15 protein-coding genes are annotated in these 15,629 nt (G+C 72.8%); 2 read left to right on the forward strand and 13 right to left on the reverse strand.

Annotated features, from left to right (window positions below):
- Positions 1 to 30: 30 nt before the first annotated feature.
- From pheT to infC, 7 genes are all read right to left on the reverse strand, one after another.
- Positions 31 to 2,541, reverse strand: coding sequence for a phenylalanine--tRNA ligase subunit beta (gene pheT / locus OG892_RS06485; RefSeq protein WP_371628663.1), 2,511 nt, complete (start codon positions 2,539 to 2,541; stop codon positions 31 to 33).
- On the reverse strand, positions 2,541 to 3,668 hold the full coding sequence (pheS, locus tag OG892_RS06490; protein ID WP_073737431.1) for a phenylalanine--tRNA ligase subunit alpha: 1,128 nt from the start codon (positions 3,666 to 3,668) through the stop codon (positions 2,541 to 2,543). The genes pheT and pheS overlap by 1 nt, the downstream gene beginning before the upstream one ends.
- 123 nt (positions 3,669 to 3,791) lie before the next feature.
- Positions 3,792 to 4,925 carry a PAS domain-containing sensor histidine kinase gene (locus OG892_RS06495; RefSeq protein WP_073737430.1) on the reverse strand — a complete coding sequence of 378 codons (1,134 nt, stop codon included), beginning with the start codon at positions 4,923 to 4,925 and terminating at the stop codon, positions 3,792 to 3,794.
- 112 nt (positions 4,926 to 5,037) lie between these two features.
- On the reverse strand, positions 5,038 to 5,880 hold the full coding sequence (locus OG892_RS06500) for an RNA methyltransferase (protein WP_073737429.1): 843 nt from the start codon (positions 5,878 to 5,880) through the stop codon (positions 5,038 to 5,040).
- A gap of 130 nt (positions 5,881 to 6,010) precedes the next feature.
- Positions 6,011 to 6,394: a 50S ribosomal protein L20 gene (gene rplT, locus OG892_RS06505; RefSeq protein WP_073737428.1), complete on the reverse strand. Its 384-nt coding sequence runs from the start codon at positions 6,392 to 6,394 to the stop codon at positions 6,011 to 6,013.
- Positions 6,395 to 6,501: 107 nt separating this feature from the next.
- Positions 6,502 to 6,696, reverse strand: coding sequence for a 50S ribosomal protein L35 (gene rpmI / locus OG892_RS06510; RefSeq protein ID WP_003970213.1), 195 nt, complete (start codon positions 6,694 to 6,696; stop codon positions 6,502 to 6,504).
- Positions 6,697 to 6,816: 120 nt separating this feature from the next.
- Positions 6,817 to 7,530 (reverse strand): translation initiation factor IF-3, encoded by a 714-nt coding sequence (infC, locus tag OG892_RS06515; RefSeq protein WP_242436804.1) that lies wholly within the window; start codon positions 7,528 to 7,530, stop codon positions 6,817 to 6,819.
- Positions 7,531 to 7,875: 345 nt separating this feature from the next.
- Between infC and OG892_RS06520 the strand changes: the two genes are divergently transcribed.
- Complete coding sequence (locus OG892_RS06520; RefSeq protein ID WP_073737426.1) at positions 7,876 to 8,238, forward strand: DUF1844 domain-containing protein; 363 nt, start codon at positions 7,876 to 7,878, stop codon at positions 8,236 to 8,238.
- Positions 8,239 to 8,322: 84 nt separating this feature from the next.
- Here OG892_RS06520 and OG892_RS06525 read toward each other — a convergent pair whose 3' ends face one another.
- From OG892_RS06525 to OG892_RS06540, 4 genes are all read right to left on the reverse strand, one after another.
- Positions 8,323 to 9,039 (reverse strand): MIP family channel protein, encoded by a 717-nt coding sequence (locus OG892_RS06525; RefSeq protein ID WP_073737425.1) that lies wholly within the window; start codon positions 9,037 to 9,039, stop codon positions 8,323 to 8,325.
- A gap of 83 nt (positions 9,040 to 9,122) precedes the next feature.
- Positions 9,123 to 9,851, reverse strand: a complete 729-nt coding sequence (locus tag OG892_RS06530; RefSeq protein ID WP_371628664.1) for an SseB family protein — start codon at positions 9,849 to 9,851, stop codon at positions 9,123 to 9,125.
- A gap of 79 nt (positions 9,852 to 9,930) precedes the next feature.
- Complete coding sequence (gene mycP, locus OG892_RS06535; protein WP_371631586.1) at positions 9,931 to 11,124, reverse strand: type VII secretion-associated serine protease mycosin; 1,194 nt, start codon at positions 11,122 to 11,124, stop codon at positions 9,931 to 9,933.
- Between the two features lie 17 nt (positions 11,125 to 11,141).
- Positions 11,142 to 11,906 carry a hypothetical protein gene (locus OG892_RS06540; RefSeq protein ID WP_371631587.1) on the reverse strand — a complete coding sequence of 255 codons (765 nt, stop codon included), beginning with the start codon at positions 11,904 to 11,906 and terminating at the stop codon, positions 11,142 to 11,144.
- 723 nt (positions 11,907 to 12,629) lie between these two features.
- Here OG892_RS06540 and OG892_RS06545 point away from each other — a divergent pair.
- The gene (locus OG892_RS06545) at positions 12,630 to 13,832 is read left to right on the forward strand and encodes an amino acid deaminase/aldolase (protein ID WP_073737422.1); all 1,203 of its coding nucleotides are present in this window, start codon (positions 12,630 to 12,632) and stop codon (positions 13,830 to 13,832) included.
- A 13-nt stretch (positions 13,833 to 13,845) separates the two neighbouring features.
- Here the strand turns inward: OG892_RS06545 and OG892_RS06550 are convergent, their stop codons facing one another.
- Both OG892_RS06550 and OG892_RS06555 read right to left on the reverse strand, forming a co-directional pair.
- Positions 13,846 to 14,805: a DUF2510 domain-containing protein gene (locus OG892_RS06550; RefSeq protein WP_371628665.1), complete on the reverse strand. Its 960-nt coding sequence runs from the start codon at positions 14,803 to 14,805 to the stop codon at positions 13,846 to 13,848.
- A gap of 35 nt (positions 14,806 to 14,840) precedes the next feature.
- Positions 14,841 to 15,629, reverse strand: a complete 789-nt coding sequence (locus OG892_RS06555; protein ID WP_073737420.1) for a 3-oxoacyl-ACP reductase — start codon at positions 15,627 to 15,629, stop codon at positions 14,841 to 14,843.

The raw sequence follows: 15,629 nt of genomic DNA on the forward strand, positions 1-15,629 counted from the left end.
CACGCCCCTCCTCGCTGTGCGTTTGAGCCGTTACGCGCCGCGCAGCACCGCGCCCGTGCGCTCGGCGGCCAGCGCCACCGCGGCGTCCCGGGCGGCGGTGGCCTCGTCGACGGTGAGCGTGCGGTCCGCGGCACGGAACCGCAGCGCGTACGCCAGGGACTTGTGGCCCCCGCCGATCTGCTCACCCGTGAAGACGTCGAACAGCCGCAGCGATTCGAGGAGTTCGCCCGCGCCCTCGCGCAGCGCCTGCTCCACCTCCGCGGCGGGCACGTCCTGCGCCACGACCAGCGCGACGTCCTGGGTCGCCACCGGGAAGGTGGAGATCCTGGGCGCCTGGAGCGCGCCGTCCACGGCCTGCTCCAGGACGTCGAGCTCGACCTCCATGGCGCAGGTGCGCTCGGGCAGGTGGAGCTCCTTGATGACGCGCGGGTGCAGCTCACCGGCGTGCCCGAACAGGGTCTCCTCGCCGTTGACGTTCACGTACAGCGCGGCGCAGCGGCCCGGGTGCCACGGCGCGTGCTGCCCGGCGCGGACCGTGAGGTCGACACCGGCCTCACGGGCGATGGTGCGGGCGGCCTCGACGGAGTCCGCCCAGTCGGCCGGGCGGCCCTTGCCCCACCAGCCGGCCTGCTCGCGGGCGCCCGCGAGGACGACGGCGGCGCGGCGCGGCTGACGCGGCAGCGCGGCGTCGAGCGCGGCGATCTCCTCGTCGGAGGGGCGCCGGTCGACGGGCAGCCGGACGGGCTTGGTCTCCTGGCCGGTGGGCCTGAAGACGAGACCGGTCTCGAAGAGCGCGAGGTCGTGGCTGCCCCGGCCGTCATTGCGCCGCAGTGCGCCGAGGAGGCCCGGCAGCAGCGTGGTGCGCAGCGACGGCTCCTCGTCGGAGAGCGGGTTGACGAGCCTGACCGTGCGGCGGCGGGCGTCGTCGGCCGCCAGGCCCAGCTGGTCCAGGACCGCTTCGCCGGTGAACGGGTAGTTCAGCGCCTCGACGTAGCCGGCCCCCGCGAGGGCCCGGCCGACGCGGCGGTGCAGCCGCTGGCGGTCGGTGAGCCCGCGGCCGGAGGGCGGCGTCGGGAGCGTGGACGGGAGGTTCTCGTAACCCTCCAGCCGGATGACCTCTTCGGCCAGATCGTTCGGCTCGTTCAGGTCGGGCCGCCAGGACGGCGCCGTGACGAGGAGCTCGTCCTGCCCGTAGACGTCGCAGCCGACCTCCTGGAGGCGGCGTACGACGGTCTCGCGGCCGTAGGCGACACCGGCCACCTTGTCCGGGTGGTCGGCCGCCATCGTGATGGTGCGCGGGCCGGACGGGGCGGTCACCTCGGTGACCCCCGCCTCCGCCGTGCCGCCGGCGAGCAGCACCAGCAGGTCCACGGTGCGCTGCGCGGCAGCGGCGGCGGCCTGCGGGTCGACGCCGCGCTCGAAGCGCTTGGACGCCTCGGAGGCCAGCTTGTGGCGGCGCGCGGTGCGGGCGATCGAGATCGCGTCGAAGTGCGCGGCCTCGATGACGACCTCGGTGGTGCGGGTGTCCTCCTCGGCGTCCGCGATCTCCGTGTTGGCCCCGCCCATGACACCGGCCAGGCCGATCGGCCCGCGGTTGTCGGTGATGACGAGGTCGGCCGGGTCCAGGACCCGGACGGCGCCGTCGAGGGTGGTGAGCTTCTCGCCGCGCTCGGCGCGGCGCACCCCGATCGGGCCGTCGATCCGGGTCCGGTCGTAGGCGTGCAGCGGCTGGCCGAGTTCGAGCATCACGTAGTTGGTGACGTCGACCGCGAGCGAGATCGGCCGCATCCCGGCCTTCTGGAGCCGGCGCCGCAGCCAGATCGGGGAACGGGCCTCGGGCTGCAGGCCGACCACGGTGCGCGCGGTGAAGCGGGAGCAGCCGATCGGGTCCGCGACCTGGACCGGGTAGCCGTACGCGTTCGGCGCGGGCACGTCCAGGAGGGCCGGGTCGCGCAGCGGCAGACCGTAGGCGATGGCGGTCTCACGGGCGACGCCGCGCATCGACAGGCAGTAGCCCCGGTCGGGGGTGACGGCGATGTCGAGGACCTCGTCGACGAGCTGGAGCAGCTCGATGGCGTCGGTCCCGACCTCGTGCTCCGGCGGCAGCACGATGATGCCGCCACTGCCGTCGTCGCCCATGCCCAGCTCGTCGCCGGAGCAGATCATGCCGTGCGAGGTCTTGCCGTACGTCTTGCGCGAGGCGATCGCGAAGTCGCCGGGCAGCACCGCGCCGGGGAGGACCACGACGACCTTGTCGCCGACGGCGAAGTTACGGGCGCCGCAGACGATCTCCTGCGGTTCGCCGGTGCCGTTCGCGGCGCCGACGTCCACCGTGCAGAAGCGGATGGGCTTCTTGAAGCCCTCCAGCTCCTCGATGGTGAGCACCTTTCCGACGACCAGCGGGCCCTTGAGGCCGGCGCCGGTCTGCTCGACCGTCTCGACCTCGAGGCCGACGGCGACGAGCTTGGCCTGTACATCACGGCCGGTCTCGGTGGCAGGCAGGTCGACGTACTCCCGCAGCCAGGAAAGCGGGACGCGCATCAGATCTCCATCCCGAAGGGCCGGGTGAACCGGACGTCGCCTTCGACCATGTCTCGCATGTCTTCTACGTTGTGGCGGAACATCAGCATCCGCTCGATGCCGAACCCGAAGGCGAATCCGCTGTACTTCTGGGGGTCGACGCCGCAGGCGATGAGCACCTTGGGGTTGACCATGCCGCAGCCGCCGAGCTCGATCCAGCCCTCGCTGCCGCAGGTGCGGCAGGGGCGGTCCGGGTTGCCGACGGACTCGCCGCGGCAGACGTAGCAGACCATGTCCATCTCGGCGGACGGCTCGGTGAACGGGAAGAAGTTCGGCCGCAGCCGGGTCTTCATGTCCGGGCCGAAGAGCGCCTGGACCATGTGGTCGAGGGTGCCCTTCAGGTCGGCCATGGTGAGGCCCTCGTCGACGGCGAGCAGCTCGATCTGGTGGAAGACCGGGGTGTGCGTCGCGTCCAGCTCGTCGGTCCGGTAGACCCGGCCGGGGCAGACCACGTAGACGGGGGGCTCGCGGTCGAGCAGCGTGCGGGCCTGGACCGGTGAGGTGTGGGTGCGCAGGACGACACCGGACTCGTCGTTCTTCGCGCCGTCGGCGCCCTCGACGAAGAAGGTGTCCTGCATCTGCCGGGCCGGGTGGTCGGGCACGAAGTTCAGGGCGTCGAAGTTGAACCACTCGGCCTCGGCCTCCGGGCCCTCCGCGACCTCGTAGCCCATGGCCACGAAGACGTCGGCGACGCGCTCCATGATCGTCGTCAGCGGGTGGCGGGCGCCGGCCGGGGTGCGGTCGTAGGGCAGCGTGACGTCCACCGCCTCCTCGACCAGGACCCGGGCGTCCCGCTCGGCCTCCAGCTCCGCCTGGCGGGCGGCGAGCGCCCTGCCCACGGCGGCGCGGGCCTGGCCCACGCGCTTGCCCGCCTCGGCCTTGGCCTGCGGCGGCAGCGCGCCGATCTCGCGGTTGGCGAGGGACAGGGGCGAGGTACCACCGGTGTGCGCGGTCTTCGCCTGGGCGAGCGCGTCGAGGTCGCCCGCGGCGGCGAAGGCGGCGAGCGCCTCGTCCCGGATGCGCTCGATCTCTTCCGGTTTCAGTGCCTCGACCTCGACTGGGTCGTACGACTTGTTCGGTGCCGACATCTCTTCCCGTACTTCCGATTGGCTGGTGGCGCGACCCCGCTCGACGACTGGAGGACGCAAAGGTGCCAATGGTCGAGTCTAAGGGCCACAAGGTGTGGGAGGCGCCCGTGGGCCGCTCGGCCCCTACTTCATGTAGGCCGGCGTGCTCACGGGCAGGATAAATCGGAATTCGGCGCCGCCGCCGGGGCCGCGGCCGACGGTGATCGTGCCGCCGTGCGCCTCGACGATGCCCTTGACGATGTAGAGGCCCAGGCCCGTGCCACCGCGCTTGCTGCCCCGCCAGAAGCGGGTGAAGACGCGGCCCATCGACTCCTCGGGGATGCCGGTACCTTCGTCGCTCACGGTGACGGCCGTTCCCTTCTCGTCGCTCTTGGCCGGTGCGGGTGCCACCTCGATGGTGACGGTTCCCTCGCCGTGGCGCACCGCGTTTTCCAGCAGGTTGCCCAGCACCTGGTCGACCTTGTCCGGGTCGGCCCAGACGGCGGGCAGCGGCTGGCAGGTGCGGACGAGGAAACGGTCCGGCTCCTGGCCGTTCGCGGTGAGCGCCTGGATGTGGCGCTCCACGGCCGCCGAGAGGTCCACGGGCTGGCGGCGCAGTTCCAGGCGGCCCGAGTCGATCCGGGAGATGTCGAGCAGTTCCGTGATGAGCCGGGTGACTCGGTTGGCGTCGGCGTAGACCGTCTCCAGCATCAGCCGCTTCTGGTCGTCGGTGAACCGCTCCCATTTGGCCAGCAGCGTGGCGGTGAAGCCCTTGACGGAGGTCAGCGGCGAGCGCAGTTCGTGTGCGACGGTGGCGATCAGCTCGGCGTGGCTGCGCTCGCTGCGGCGGCGGGCCTCGGTGCCGCGCAGGCTGATCACCAGCTTGCGGACGGGCCCGGTGGGGCTCTCGCGTACGTAGCGTGCGGAGACGAGGACCTCGCGGCCGCCGGGCAGCAGCAGATTGCGTTCGGGCTGGCCGACCCGGGTGGCGAGGCCGCCGTAGGGGTCGGTCAGCTCCCACCAGCGGCGGCCCTTGAGGTCCTCCAGCGGCAGCGCGTGCTCCAGCGGGCGGCCGAGGGCGGCGGCCCTGGGCACGGCGGTGATCCGTGCGGCGGCGGCGTTGAAGCAGATCACCCGGCCGGTCTCGTCGGCGACGACGAGCCCGTCGGGAAGGTCGTCGGGGTCAAGACCCGGGCCGGCGGGGCCGGCGTCCGGGTCCGCGTCCACGCGCACGACGGCCGCGTCCGTCGCCTGCGGTCCGCTCATGCCGACAGCCATATTCCCGTACCCCACCTCTCGAACCGGTGCAGTGGGCCCCCGAGTTCGTCACCCTACTAGTCGTCGGTGACGGAGCGACACCCTGCGTCGCTCCGAGAGACGACCGGCCGGGTCAGCCCGTGCCGCGGGGCGGGCGCTGGGCGCGCGCGGAGGCGTACAGGCAGACGGCGGCGGCGGTGGCGAGGTTGAGGCTCTCCGCCTTGCCGTGGATCGGCACCCGCACCACGGCGTCGGCCAGCGCCCGGGTCTCCTCCGGCAGGCCCCAGGCCTCGTTGCCGAAGACCCAGGCGGTGGGGCCGCCCATGGTGCCCGCGTCGAGTTCGTCGTCGAGGTCGTCCTCGCCCGCGCCGTCGGCGGCCAGGATCCGAGAGCCCGCGTCCCGCAGCCCCCGTACGGCCTGCTCGACGGGCACCCCGACGGCGACCGGCAGGTGGAAGAGCGAACCGACGGAAGCGCGCACCGACTTGGGGTTGTAGAGGTCGACCGAGGCGTCGGTGAGGACGACGGCGTCGGCGCCCGCCGCGTCGGCGCAGCGCAGCACCGTACCGGCGTTCCCGGGGTCCCGGACGTTCGCCAGGACGGCGACGAGCTTCGGCCGCCCGGCGAGGACCGACTCGAACGGCGAGTCGAGGAAGCGGCAGACGCCGATCAGGCCCTGCGGGGTCACGGTCTGCGACACATCGGCGAGCACCTCGCTGTCGGCCAGGTGCACCCGTGCGCCCGCCGCGAGGGCCGCGTCGATGATGGCCTCGTACCGCTCGGCGGCCTCCACGGTGGCGAACAGCTCGACCAGGGTCGCCTCGCCGTCGTCGCCCCGGTGGGCCGCGGCCTCGCGCACGGCCTGCGGTCCCTCGGCGATGAACCTGCGCTCCTTGCCGCGGAAGTTGCGCCTGGCCAGCCGCCGGGCGGCGGCGACCCGTGGCGATCGCGGGGAGATCAGTTCAGGGATGCCCATGATCGGCGGCGAGCCTCTCTGCGTACGAAGGTGCGGGTCGTGACAGGTGGTGACGGGGGTGCAACGCACCGGACCCGCAGACGGCGAGCGCCTGCGGGTCCGGCTCAATACCAGGAAGTGCGGCCCTGAATCAGGCGGCCTTCGGGGCGTTGACGTCGCTCGGGAGGGCCTTCTGGGCCACCTCGACGAGGGTCGCGAACGCGTTGGCGTCGTTCACCGCGAGCTCGGCCAGGATCTTGCGGTCCACCTCGATGTTGGCGGCCTTCAGACCCTGGATGAGGCGGTTGTACGTCATGCCGTTCTGGCGGGCAGCGGCGTTGATGCGCTGGATCCACAGCTGACGGAAGTCGCCCTTGCGCTTCTTGCGGTCGTTGTAGTTGTAGACCAGGGAGTGGGTGACCTGCTCCTTGGCCTTGCGGTACAGGCGCGAGCGCTGACCGCGGTAACCGCTGGCGGCCTCGAGAATTGCCCGGCGCTTCTTGTGGGCGTTGACTGCCCGCTTGACGCGTGCCACTTGTTAACTCCTTGTAGCGGGGCCGTGGTCGTACTCACACGGCCCGGAAACGAATTGGTCCCGGTCGGATCGAGGGCGCGCCCCCGGATTCACCGGGGGCGACGGCCTCACTTGCCGAGAAGCTTCTTGATCTTCTTGGCGTCGGCCGGAGCCACGACGACCGTGCCGGTCAGCGAGCGGGTCTTCTTGGACGACTTGTGCTCGAGAAGGTGGCGCTTGCCGGCCCTCTCGCGGAGCACCTTGCCGGAGCCGGTGATCTTGAAGCGCTTGCTGGCACCGCTGTGCGTCTTGTTCTTCGGCATCGCGCCGTTCTCTCCTCGTCAGTGGCGCCCCTCCCGGTGCGGGCACCGGGCTGCAGGGGCGTCAGATCTTGATGGGATTCCGGGGGGACCCGGGGGCGCCTGGATGGCGGCCCCCGAAGGTCACGCCTCGGAAGGTGTCTCGGCCGGAGCCTCTGAGGACGCCTCGGCCGGAGCCTCGGCAGCCTCGTCCGCGGACTCGGCGTCGTCGGGGCTGTACCCCTGGCGCTCCGCCTTGCGGGCGGCCTGGGCCTCGCGGGCCTCGGCCATGGCTTCGGTCTTCTTCTTGTGCGGGCCAAGAACCATGATCATGTTCCGGCCGTCCTGCTTCGGGTTGGACTCGATGAAGCCGAGTTCCTCCACGTCCGAAGCGAGACGCTGGAGCAGTCGGAAGCCCAGCTCGGGGCGGGACTGCTCACGACCACGGAACATGATCGTGATCTTGACCTTGTCACCCTGCTTGAGGAACCGGACGACGTGACCCTTCTTGGTGTCATAGTCGTGCGGGTCGATCTTCGGCCGGAGCTTCATCTCCTTGATGACCGTGTGCGCCTGGTTCTTGCGCGCCTCACGGGCCTTCATGGCCGACTCGTACTTGAACTTCCCGTAGTCCATGAGCTTGCACACGGGCGGACGGGCGGTAGCCGCCACCTCGACCAGGTCGAGGTCGTACTCCTGTGCAAGTTCCAGGGCCTTGGCAAGCGGGACAATCCCGACCTGCTCGCCGCTGGGACCGACAAGTCGCACCTCGGGTACGCGAATCCGGTCGTTGATGCGGGGCTCGGCGCTGATGGATCCTCCTCGGTAGCACCACGCGGCCGCCTGGCGGACAGCCACGTAACGTCTGTTTCGACAGACCAACCGTTGCGGAGGCAAGAAAAATGCCCCGGACGGGACACAGGCGGGGCTCCTGGAAAACCGGAGCACCGTCGCGGTCAACCGCGGGGCGCATCGGGCGGCTCCATCGTCCGTACGGAACGATGGGCGCCACCTGACCGGTGACCCGCCGTCCTGGGGACGGTCAGGTGGGAGATCGGAGCCTCCACTTGTGGGCCGGGCACATAGATGCCCAGCCGGTCGTTACACAAGGTTAGCAGCTCGCCCGGGGTAGTGCGAACCTCGCGCGACGGGCCCCCGAGGCCGGGGCGGAGGCCACCGGTCCGTGGGCCTATCGTATGAGGCATGAGCGACGCGACCCCCACCACTGATTCCCCCGGCTTCGACGAGATGGCCCGCGACATCGCGGAGGTGCCGGCGGTCGAGGTCATCGTGACGGTCGCGGTCAACCTGATGAGCGCCGCCGCCGTGAAACTCGGACTGACCGAGGACGGCGACGAGCACAAGGACCTCGACGAGGCCCGCAAGCTGGTCCACGCGCTGGCCGGCCTGCTGGACGCGAGCACCACCGAGATCAGCTCCTTCCACGCGGCTCCGCTGCGCGACGGCCTGAAGTCGCTCCAGCTGGCGTTCCGCGAGGCCTCGCTCGTACCGGACGAGCCGGGCAAGGGCCCCGGCGAGAAGTACACCGGACCGGTCTTCGGCTGAGCCGGTACACCCCTTCCCCCTCTCTGACGAACGTGAGCCCCCGCCCTTTTGTGGGCGGGGGCTCACGACGTGCCGGGGCCGGGATCAGGCCTCCGCGGTCTCCGCGGTCTGCTCGTCCCGTCCGGGGACGGGGTGGGTCACCCGGTGGGCGAGCGCCGCGATGACACCGCCGATCAGGGGCGCCACCAGGAACAGCCAGAGCTGGGAGAGCGCCGCACCTCCGGCGAAGATCGCCGGGCCCAGGCTCCGCGCCGGGTTGACCGACGTGCCGGTGAGCGGGATGCCGACCAGGTGGATCACCGCGAGGGAGAGACCGATGGGCAGCCCGTCGAAACCGACGACGGCGAGCTTGTGGGTCACCGCGAGCACGACGAACACCAGCAGGAAGGTGAGTACCACCTCTGCCAGGAACGCGCCGCCCATGTTGATGTGCACGTCCGACCGGTCCCCGTAGCCGTTGCTGCCGAACTTGCCGCTCGTCTTCAGTCCGGGCACCTGCTTGGCCAGCAGGAACAGCAGAGCGGCACCGGCGATTCCGCCGAGGAACTGCGCGATCCAGTACGTCACCGCGGTGCGTACGTCGATCCGCCGGGCCGTCAGCATCCCCAGGGTGACCGCCGGATTGAGATGGCAGCCGGAGATCGGGCCGAGTGCGTAGGCCAGGGCCAGAAGTACGAAGCCGAAGGCCAGCGCGATACCGACGGTCCCGATGTACTGGACACCGAGGACCGCTGATCCGACGGCGAAGAAGACCAGCAGGAGGGTGCCCAGGAACTCCGATGCCGCCATTCGCGTCTGCATACAACCACCTCGCGAAGATCGTCCGCTTTCTTCGCAATTCTCCGACTCCGCACTCTATTGCGCGCGTTGAGCCGAGGGGGTGATCAGCGAGTGAACAGGACGTCACCCGGTGCGTTCGCGTCGGCCGGGAGCAGCGCGAGGTCCAGACCCCGCACCAGCCGGGCCCGCAGCACCTCGCTGGCGGCCAGCGACCGCGCGACCCGGCCCGCGGCCTCCGCGGGATCGGCGTCCGCCGCCAGCACCAGGGCGAGAGTGCCGTCGGCGCGGCCCGGACCGAGGTGGGCGCGGAGCACCGCGGGTTCGGCGGCGACGGCGTCGCGTACCGCGGAGGTGACCGCGGGGTCGTCCAGCGGGTCGGCGCTGGTGCGGCCCTCCGCGAGGGCCAGCAGCGCGGAGCCGGTCACCTCGAAGGCCACCGGGCCCGCGAGGTCGAGCACCAGGGTGTCCGCCTTCTCGTGCACGGCCGCCTGGAGCGCCTGGTGGAGGGGGACGGCGACGGGGCGGGCCTGCGGGTCCCAGCGGGCCAGCGAGGCGGTGGAGGTGAAGGCGGGCAGGGCGCGGCGGTCACCGGCCTGGAGGGTGGGGACGGCCATATCGCTGGTCTTCTCCCGGCGGAGCCCCTTCTCGTCCTCCTCGACCTCGCCGAGGACGGCGACCACGGGGACCAGCAGCCGGGCCCCCCTGAGGGCTTCGAGCACCGGGCCGACGGCCTCGCGGTTCTCGGCCCAGGCGGACAGTGCCGAGGTCAGGGCGGGGTCGGCCGTGCCGTCGTCGTCGGAGTATCCGGGGTCCGGAATGTTCTTCTGCGCCACAGGGCGAGCGTAGTGCCTGGCCGCAGTCGTCCCGCCGACAGGTCGGACCCGGCCGCCGGCCGCCCGTGCGGTGCGCCGGTCAGCGGCGCGGGAACACCGGCCGGCCGTTGCGGCCGCGCCACAGGACCACGGCCAGTGCGAGCAGGAGTGCGCCGAGGCCGCCCGCGACCGGGGCCAGCCAGCCCGCGGGCCCGCGGTCCTCACGGGGCGGGGTGGGGCCGGATCCGAAGTACTTCTCGCGGTAGCCCGCCGCGGCGGAGTCCGGGCGCAGACCGGCCGGACGGAGCTTGCCGCCCGCCTTGATGGCCGCGGCCGGGTCGACCATGCCGTAGCCCCGGGAGTCGTCCCGGCCGCCCTCCGGGGAACTGCGCGCGGTGTCCGTGAGGAGCTTCTTGATCTGGGCGGGCGTGAGGCCGGGGTGGGCGGCACGGACCAGGGCGACCGCGCCGGAGACGAAGGCGGACGCGGCCGAGGTGCCCCACTCCACGTAGTACTGCCGGTCCGGTGCGGGGACGACGATGTCGTCGCCGGGGGCGCTCACGGCGGCGTACCAGCGGCGGGTGGAGAACGAGGCGTGCGTGCCGTAGCGGTCGACGGCGGCGACCGCGATCACGCCGGGGTAGGCGGCGGGGTACGAGATGTGATCGCCCTTCTCGCCACTGTTGCCGGCCGACGCGACGACGACCGCGCCCTTCTTCAGCGCGTACTGGACGGCCGCGTCCTCGCCCGGCTCCGGGTGGGCGGACTCGCTGTCGTCGCCCAGCGAGAGGTTGATGACGTCGGCGCCGTGGTCTGCGGCCCAGCGGATGCCGTCCGCGAGGGCCGTGCCGCGGGACTTGCGGGCCTTGGCCCGGTCCGGGTCGCTCGCCTCCAGGATGACCCGGACGGGGAGGACCTTCGCCCGGGGCGCGATGCCGAGCACCCCGTCGTCGTCCGAGACCCCGTGGCCCCGGCCCGCGATGATCGCGGCCATCGCGGTGCCGTGCCGTGCCCAGGAGTGGTCACCCCGTCCGGCGCCGAAGCCGATCATGTCCTTGCCGGGGAGTACCTGGCCGGCGAGGTCGGGCAGGCTGTCGTCCACCCCGGTGTCGACGACGGCGACGGTGATGCCCTTGCCCCGGGTGGTCTGCCAGGCCTCGTCGGTGTGGAGCGCGTCCAGGCCCCACTGCTGGGCCCGGATGGTGTCCGCCCGCGCCGGTGACGCGGGCAGCAGCGCGAGCGCGGTCGCGGCGCAGACCGCGCCGAGGGCGCGGTGGCGGCGGGCACGGCGGATCGTTCCGGGCACTCGGGTCACTCCGGCTTCTCCGTGCGGTCCGTGACGGTCCTGCGCAGACCGCGTTCGACCAGGTCCGCCAGCCCCTTGGCCTCGTGGCCGAGCCCGGCCTGGGCGGCGGGGGTCGTGGCGTTCGCGGCCATGGCCGCGGCGGCCGGCTGCGGTGTGGTGACCGCCCGCCCGTCGGCGAATCCGGAGACCGCGAACACCACGACGGGGACCTCGGTCAGGACGTGCACGCTCCAGCTGGCGCGCTGCTTGTCGCCGAATCCGGCGGCCGGGGTCCCCTTCACGGGATAGGCGCGGGGCATCAGGTCGGTACGCCCGTCCAGGTGCTGGTCGGTGAACCTGGTGCTGAGCGCGCGCATGGCATCGGTGTCGCCCTCGGTGAAGAGCAGCCCGACGGTGGTGACGCTGCTGGACGTCGCGTCCGTGTACGTGGCGCGCAGCAGCCGGGCGCAGCCGGCCGGGCGCACCGTCTTGAGCAGCAGCGGGTCCAGGGCCGCCGTGCAGCCGCTGTCCGGGGCGACGGCGAGTCTGGTCCAGACCCGGTCGGCGCCGCCGGGCCCCGCGCCGTCCCCCTTGAGGGTGCGCGGGAAGAGGGTGTCCACGGGCACGCTGTGCCAGGCGGCACGGCCCACGGTGTAGGCGCTGTGGGCCGCCGGATCCGCCGAGGAGTCGCTGATCAGCCAGCTGCCGGTGGCCGCGCCGCCGATCAGGCCGAGCCCGAGCACGACGCAGACGGCTGCGGCCGCGGTCCTGAAGGCGCTCCGGGTCCGCACGGGGCGGAGCCTGGTGGTGGTCTCGGCGGGCGTCTCGGCCGGGAAGACGTGCGGCGGGAAGAGGTGCGGCGGCCGGTGGGCGGGCGGAGCGGCGGGACCGTCGCCGTCGGGCCGCCGGGGCGGTGCGCCGAGATCCACGGCGCCCACCGGGCGGCGCCGGGTCGCCGCGGGCGGCGTCGCGGGGCGGGGCGGGAAGGCCGGAGCGGCAGGGGGCCCGGCGGGGCGCTGCGGGGCCGGTGGCACGGGCCGGAGCCGGGCGGTCGACTCCACGGCGGGCGGTGCGGCGGCGGGCGGCTTCGCTGGGGCAGGGGCTGCGGTTGTCTCGGGTGCAGGCGGTGCGGGTGCGGCGGCCGATGCGGACGCGGCAGATGGTGCAGGCACGGCGGCCGATGCAGGCGCGGCAGATGGTGCAGGCACGGCGGCCGATGCAGGCGCGGCAGATGGTGCGGGTGCGGCGGGTCCTGGAGGCGTGGGCACCCTGCCGTCCGGCGGGGTGGCCGGGCGTGGCGGGACGGGAGCGCGCTGCGCCTCGGTACTCATCAGCCCCCCTGGTCCGTTCCGTACCGCACGCGGATCGCCGCCACAGGCAGGCTCGTTGCGCGCCGCGTGCCCGTCACTCTACGGGCTGCGGTGCCCTTGATGGGAGCGGGCCGCCGGGCGCCGGACCGATCTGCGCAGATCATCCCCCTACCCAGCGGTACAGGTGTCTGGCAAGCTGCGGCCATGACTGCCCGCGCCGCTGACCGGACCCGCTACAACCGGGCCACCGCCCATCTCGATGCCCCGATCGCCGTCGTCGATCTGGAGGCCTTCGACGCCAACGCCGACGACCTGGTACGCCGTGCGGCCGGGAAGCCGGTCCGGGTGGCGAGCAAGTCGGTGCGCTGCCGCGCCCTGCTGGAAAGGGTGCTCGCGCGGCCCGGCTTCGCCGGGATCATGTCGTTCACGCTGGCCGAGTCGCTGTGGCTGGCCCGTGCCGGGTTCGAGGACGTGCTGCTGGCCTATCCGTCGGCCGACCGGCCGGCGTTCGCGGAGCTCGCCGCGGACCCGAAGCTGGCCGCCGCCGTGACGGTGATGGTGGACGACCACGCGCAGCTGGAGCTGATCGACGCGGCGCGTGCCGGGGGCAGCGAGGAGATCCGGGTCTGCCTGGAGCTGGACACCTCGCTGCGGATGCTCGGCGGCCGGGTCAGGATCGGGGCGCTCCGCTCACCGCTGCGCTCTCCCGCCCAACTGGCCGAACTGGCACGGTCCGTGGCCCGCAGGCCCGGTTTCCGGCTGGTGGGGCTGATGGCGTACGAGGGCCATATCGCCGGGGTCGGTGACTCGGTCGCGGGGCGGCCGCTGCGGTCCCGGGCGATCCGGCTGATGCAGGCCTCCGCCCGCCGGGAACTGGCGGTCCGGCGGGCCGAGGTGGTGCGGGCGGTACGGGCCGTGGCGCCGGACCTGGAGTTCGTGAACGGCGGCGGCACCGGCAGTGTGCAGCACACCGCCGCGGAGCACGCGGTGACGGAGATCGCGGCCGGTTCCGGGCTGTACGTGCCGCGGCTGTTCGACAACTACACGTCGTTCACGGCCCGTCCGGCGGCCCTGTTCGCCCAGCCGGTGGTGCGCAGGCCCGGGGTGGGCGTGGTGACGGTGCTCGGTGGCGGCTACCCGGCGTCCGGTGCGGCCGGTCCCGACCGGCTGCCGGTCCCGTACCTCCCGGAGGGGCTGCGCTACGACCCGCAGGAGGGTCCGGGCGAGGTGCAGACCCCGTTGCTCGGCGCCCCTGCCGACGATCTGCTGATCGGTGACAAGGTGTGGTTCCGGCACGCCAAGGCCGGTGAACTGTGCGAGCGGTTCGACGAGTTGCAGCTGATCGAGGGGGACCGGATCACGGCGACCGTGCCGACGTACCGGGGCGAGGGCCGCACCTTCCTCTGAGTCCGGGGCGGCGTCAGGGGGCCACGGAGCTGCCGACGCCGCCGTTCGTCGCGCTGTCGCCGATCGGCCGGATGCCCTTGGTGAGGGTGTCCATGAGGGAGAGCGGGGGCCCGTCGGGGCCGGCGTCGAAGGCGTAGCGCACGACGACGAGCGACTCGCTGCCGACGCTCGACGGGAAGGCGAGCGACTGCACGTAGCCACCGGGCCCCTTGCCGGTGACGACCCTCCAGCGCACCTCGTAGCCGGTGCGTCCCGCCACGCTCACCGAGGTGGCGGCGAGCTGCTTGTGGGACGTGATGCCGCCGTGGATACGGGTGCCGACGGCGTTCTCCTCATAGGCGGCGTCCGCCGCGTCGGCTATGTCGTCCCTGGCGAGCTTCTCGGCGGTGTCGGCGTCGCCGGCGCTGGGTGTCCGCGTGGTCACCGTGCCGTGGTAGCAGAAGTCCGCGGAGCTGCCGGGGCAGCTGTAGGAGCGGGCGGTGCGCATCGTGAGCACCTCCTCGACGGTGTTCTCCGGCTTCTCCCAGCCGTCGGGGACCGGCAGGGTGATGCCGTTGAGCTGGTCCACCAGCACGGCCGGGTCGCCGCCGTCGGCGGGGGCGTCCGGCGAGGGGCTGTCGCCGGGGCCGCCGTGGGTGGCGGTGTCCGGTGGCGGGCTGCTGCTCGACCGGGCCACCGGCGGCGTGCCGTCGTCGTCCCTGCCGAGCAGCAGCGCTCCGGTCACCGCCGCGCCGACGACGACCGCGCCGGCCACCACCATGGCGACGATCCGGCCGCTGCCGCCGCCGCTCCCCCGGCCGGGCGCGGCGGGGGAAGCCGACGGCGCGGGGGCGTACGGCTGCGCGGGGGCGTACGGCTGCGCCGGGGCGGCGTACGGGCGGGTGTGGGCGGTCCACGCCGTACCGTCCCACCACCGCTCGTGGCCCGGTGCGGCCGTGTCCGGATACCAGCCGGGCGGTGTCGCGTTGCTCATCGCCCCACTGTAGGTTCCGGACCTTGCGACAGACCCTAGAGAGGCGTGACGTAGGCGCCTGAGATGCCGCCGTCGACGAGGAAGTCCGTCGCGTTGACGAAGGAGGAGTCGTCGCTCGCCAGGAAGGCGACGGCGGCCGCGATCTCGGTCGCCTCCGCGAACCGGCCGAGCGGGATGTGCACCAGCCTGCGGGCCGCGCGCTCCGGGTCCTTGGCGAACAGCTCCCGGAGCAGCGGGGTGTTGACCGGTCCCGGGCACAGCGCGTTGACCCGGATGCCCTCGCGCGCGAACTGGACGCCCAGTTCACGGGACATCGCGAGCACCCCGCCCTTGGACGCGGTGTAGGAGATCTGCGAGGTGGCGGCGCCCATCCTGGCGACGAACGAGGCGGTGTTGATGATCGAGCCGCGTCCCTGGCGCCGCATGTAGGGCAGGGCCGCCTTGCAGCAGAGGTAGACGGAGGTGAGGTTGACGTCCTGGACGCGTTTCCAGGCCTCCAGGCCCGTGGTGAGGATGGAGTCGTCGTCGGGCGGTGAGATGCCGGCGTTGTTGAAGGCGACGTCGACGGAGCCGTAGGTGTCGTGCGCCGCCGCGAACAGCGCCTCGACCTGTCCGGGGTCTGTGACGTCGACCTGTACGAAGGTGCCGCCGACCGCTTCTGCGGCCGCCTTGCCCGCGCTCTCGTCGATGTCGCCGCAGACCACGTGCGCGCCCTCGGAGGCGAGCCGGTGGGCGGTGGCGAGGCCGATGCCGCTGCCGGCGCCGGTGATGACGGCGGTGCGGCCGACGAGGCGGCGGCAGATGTTCCCGTTGTCCGTGGTCAT

Source organism: Streptomyces sp. NBC_00341, from assembly GCF_041435055.1.
Lineage (GTDB): Bacteria > Actinomycetota > Actinomycetes > Streptomycetales > Streptomycetaceae > Streptomyces.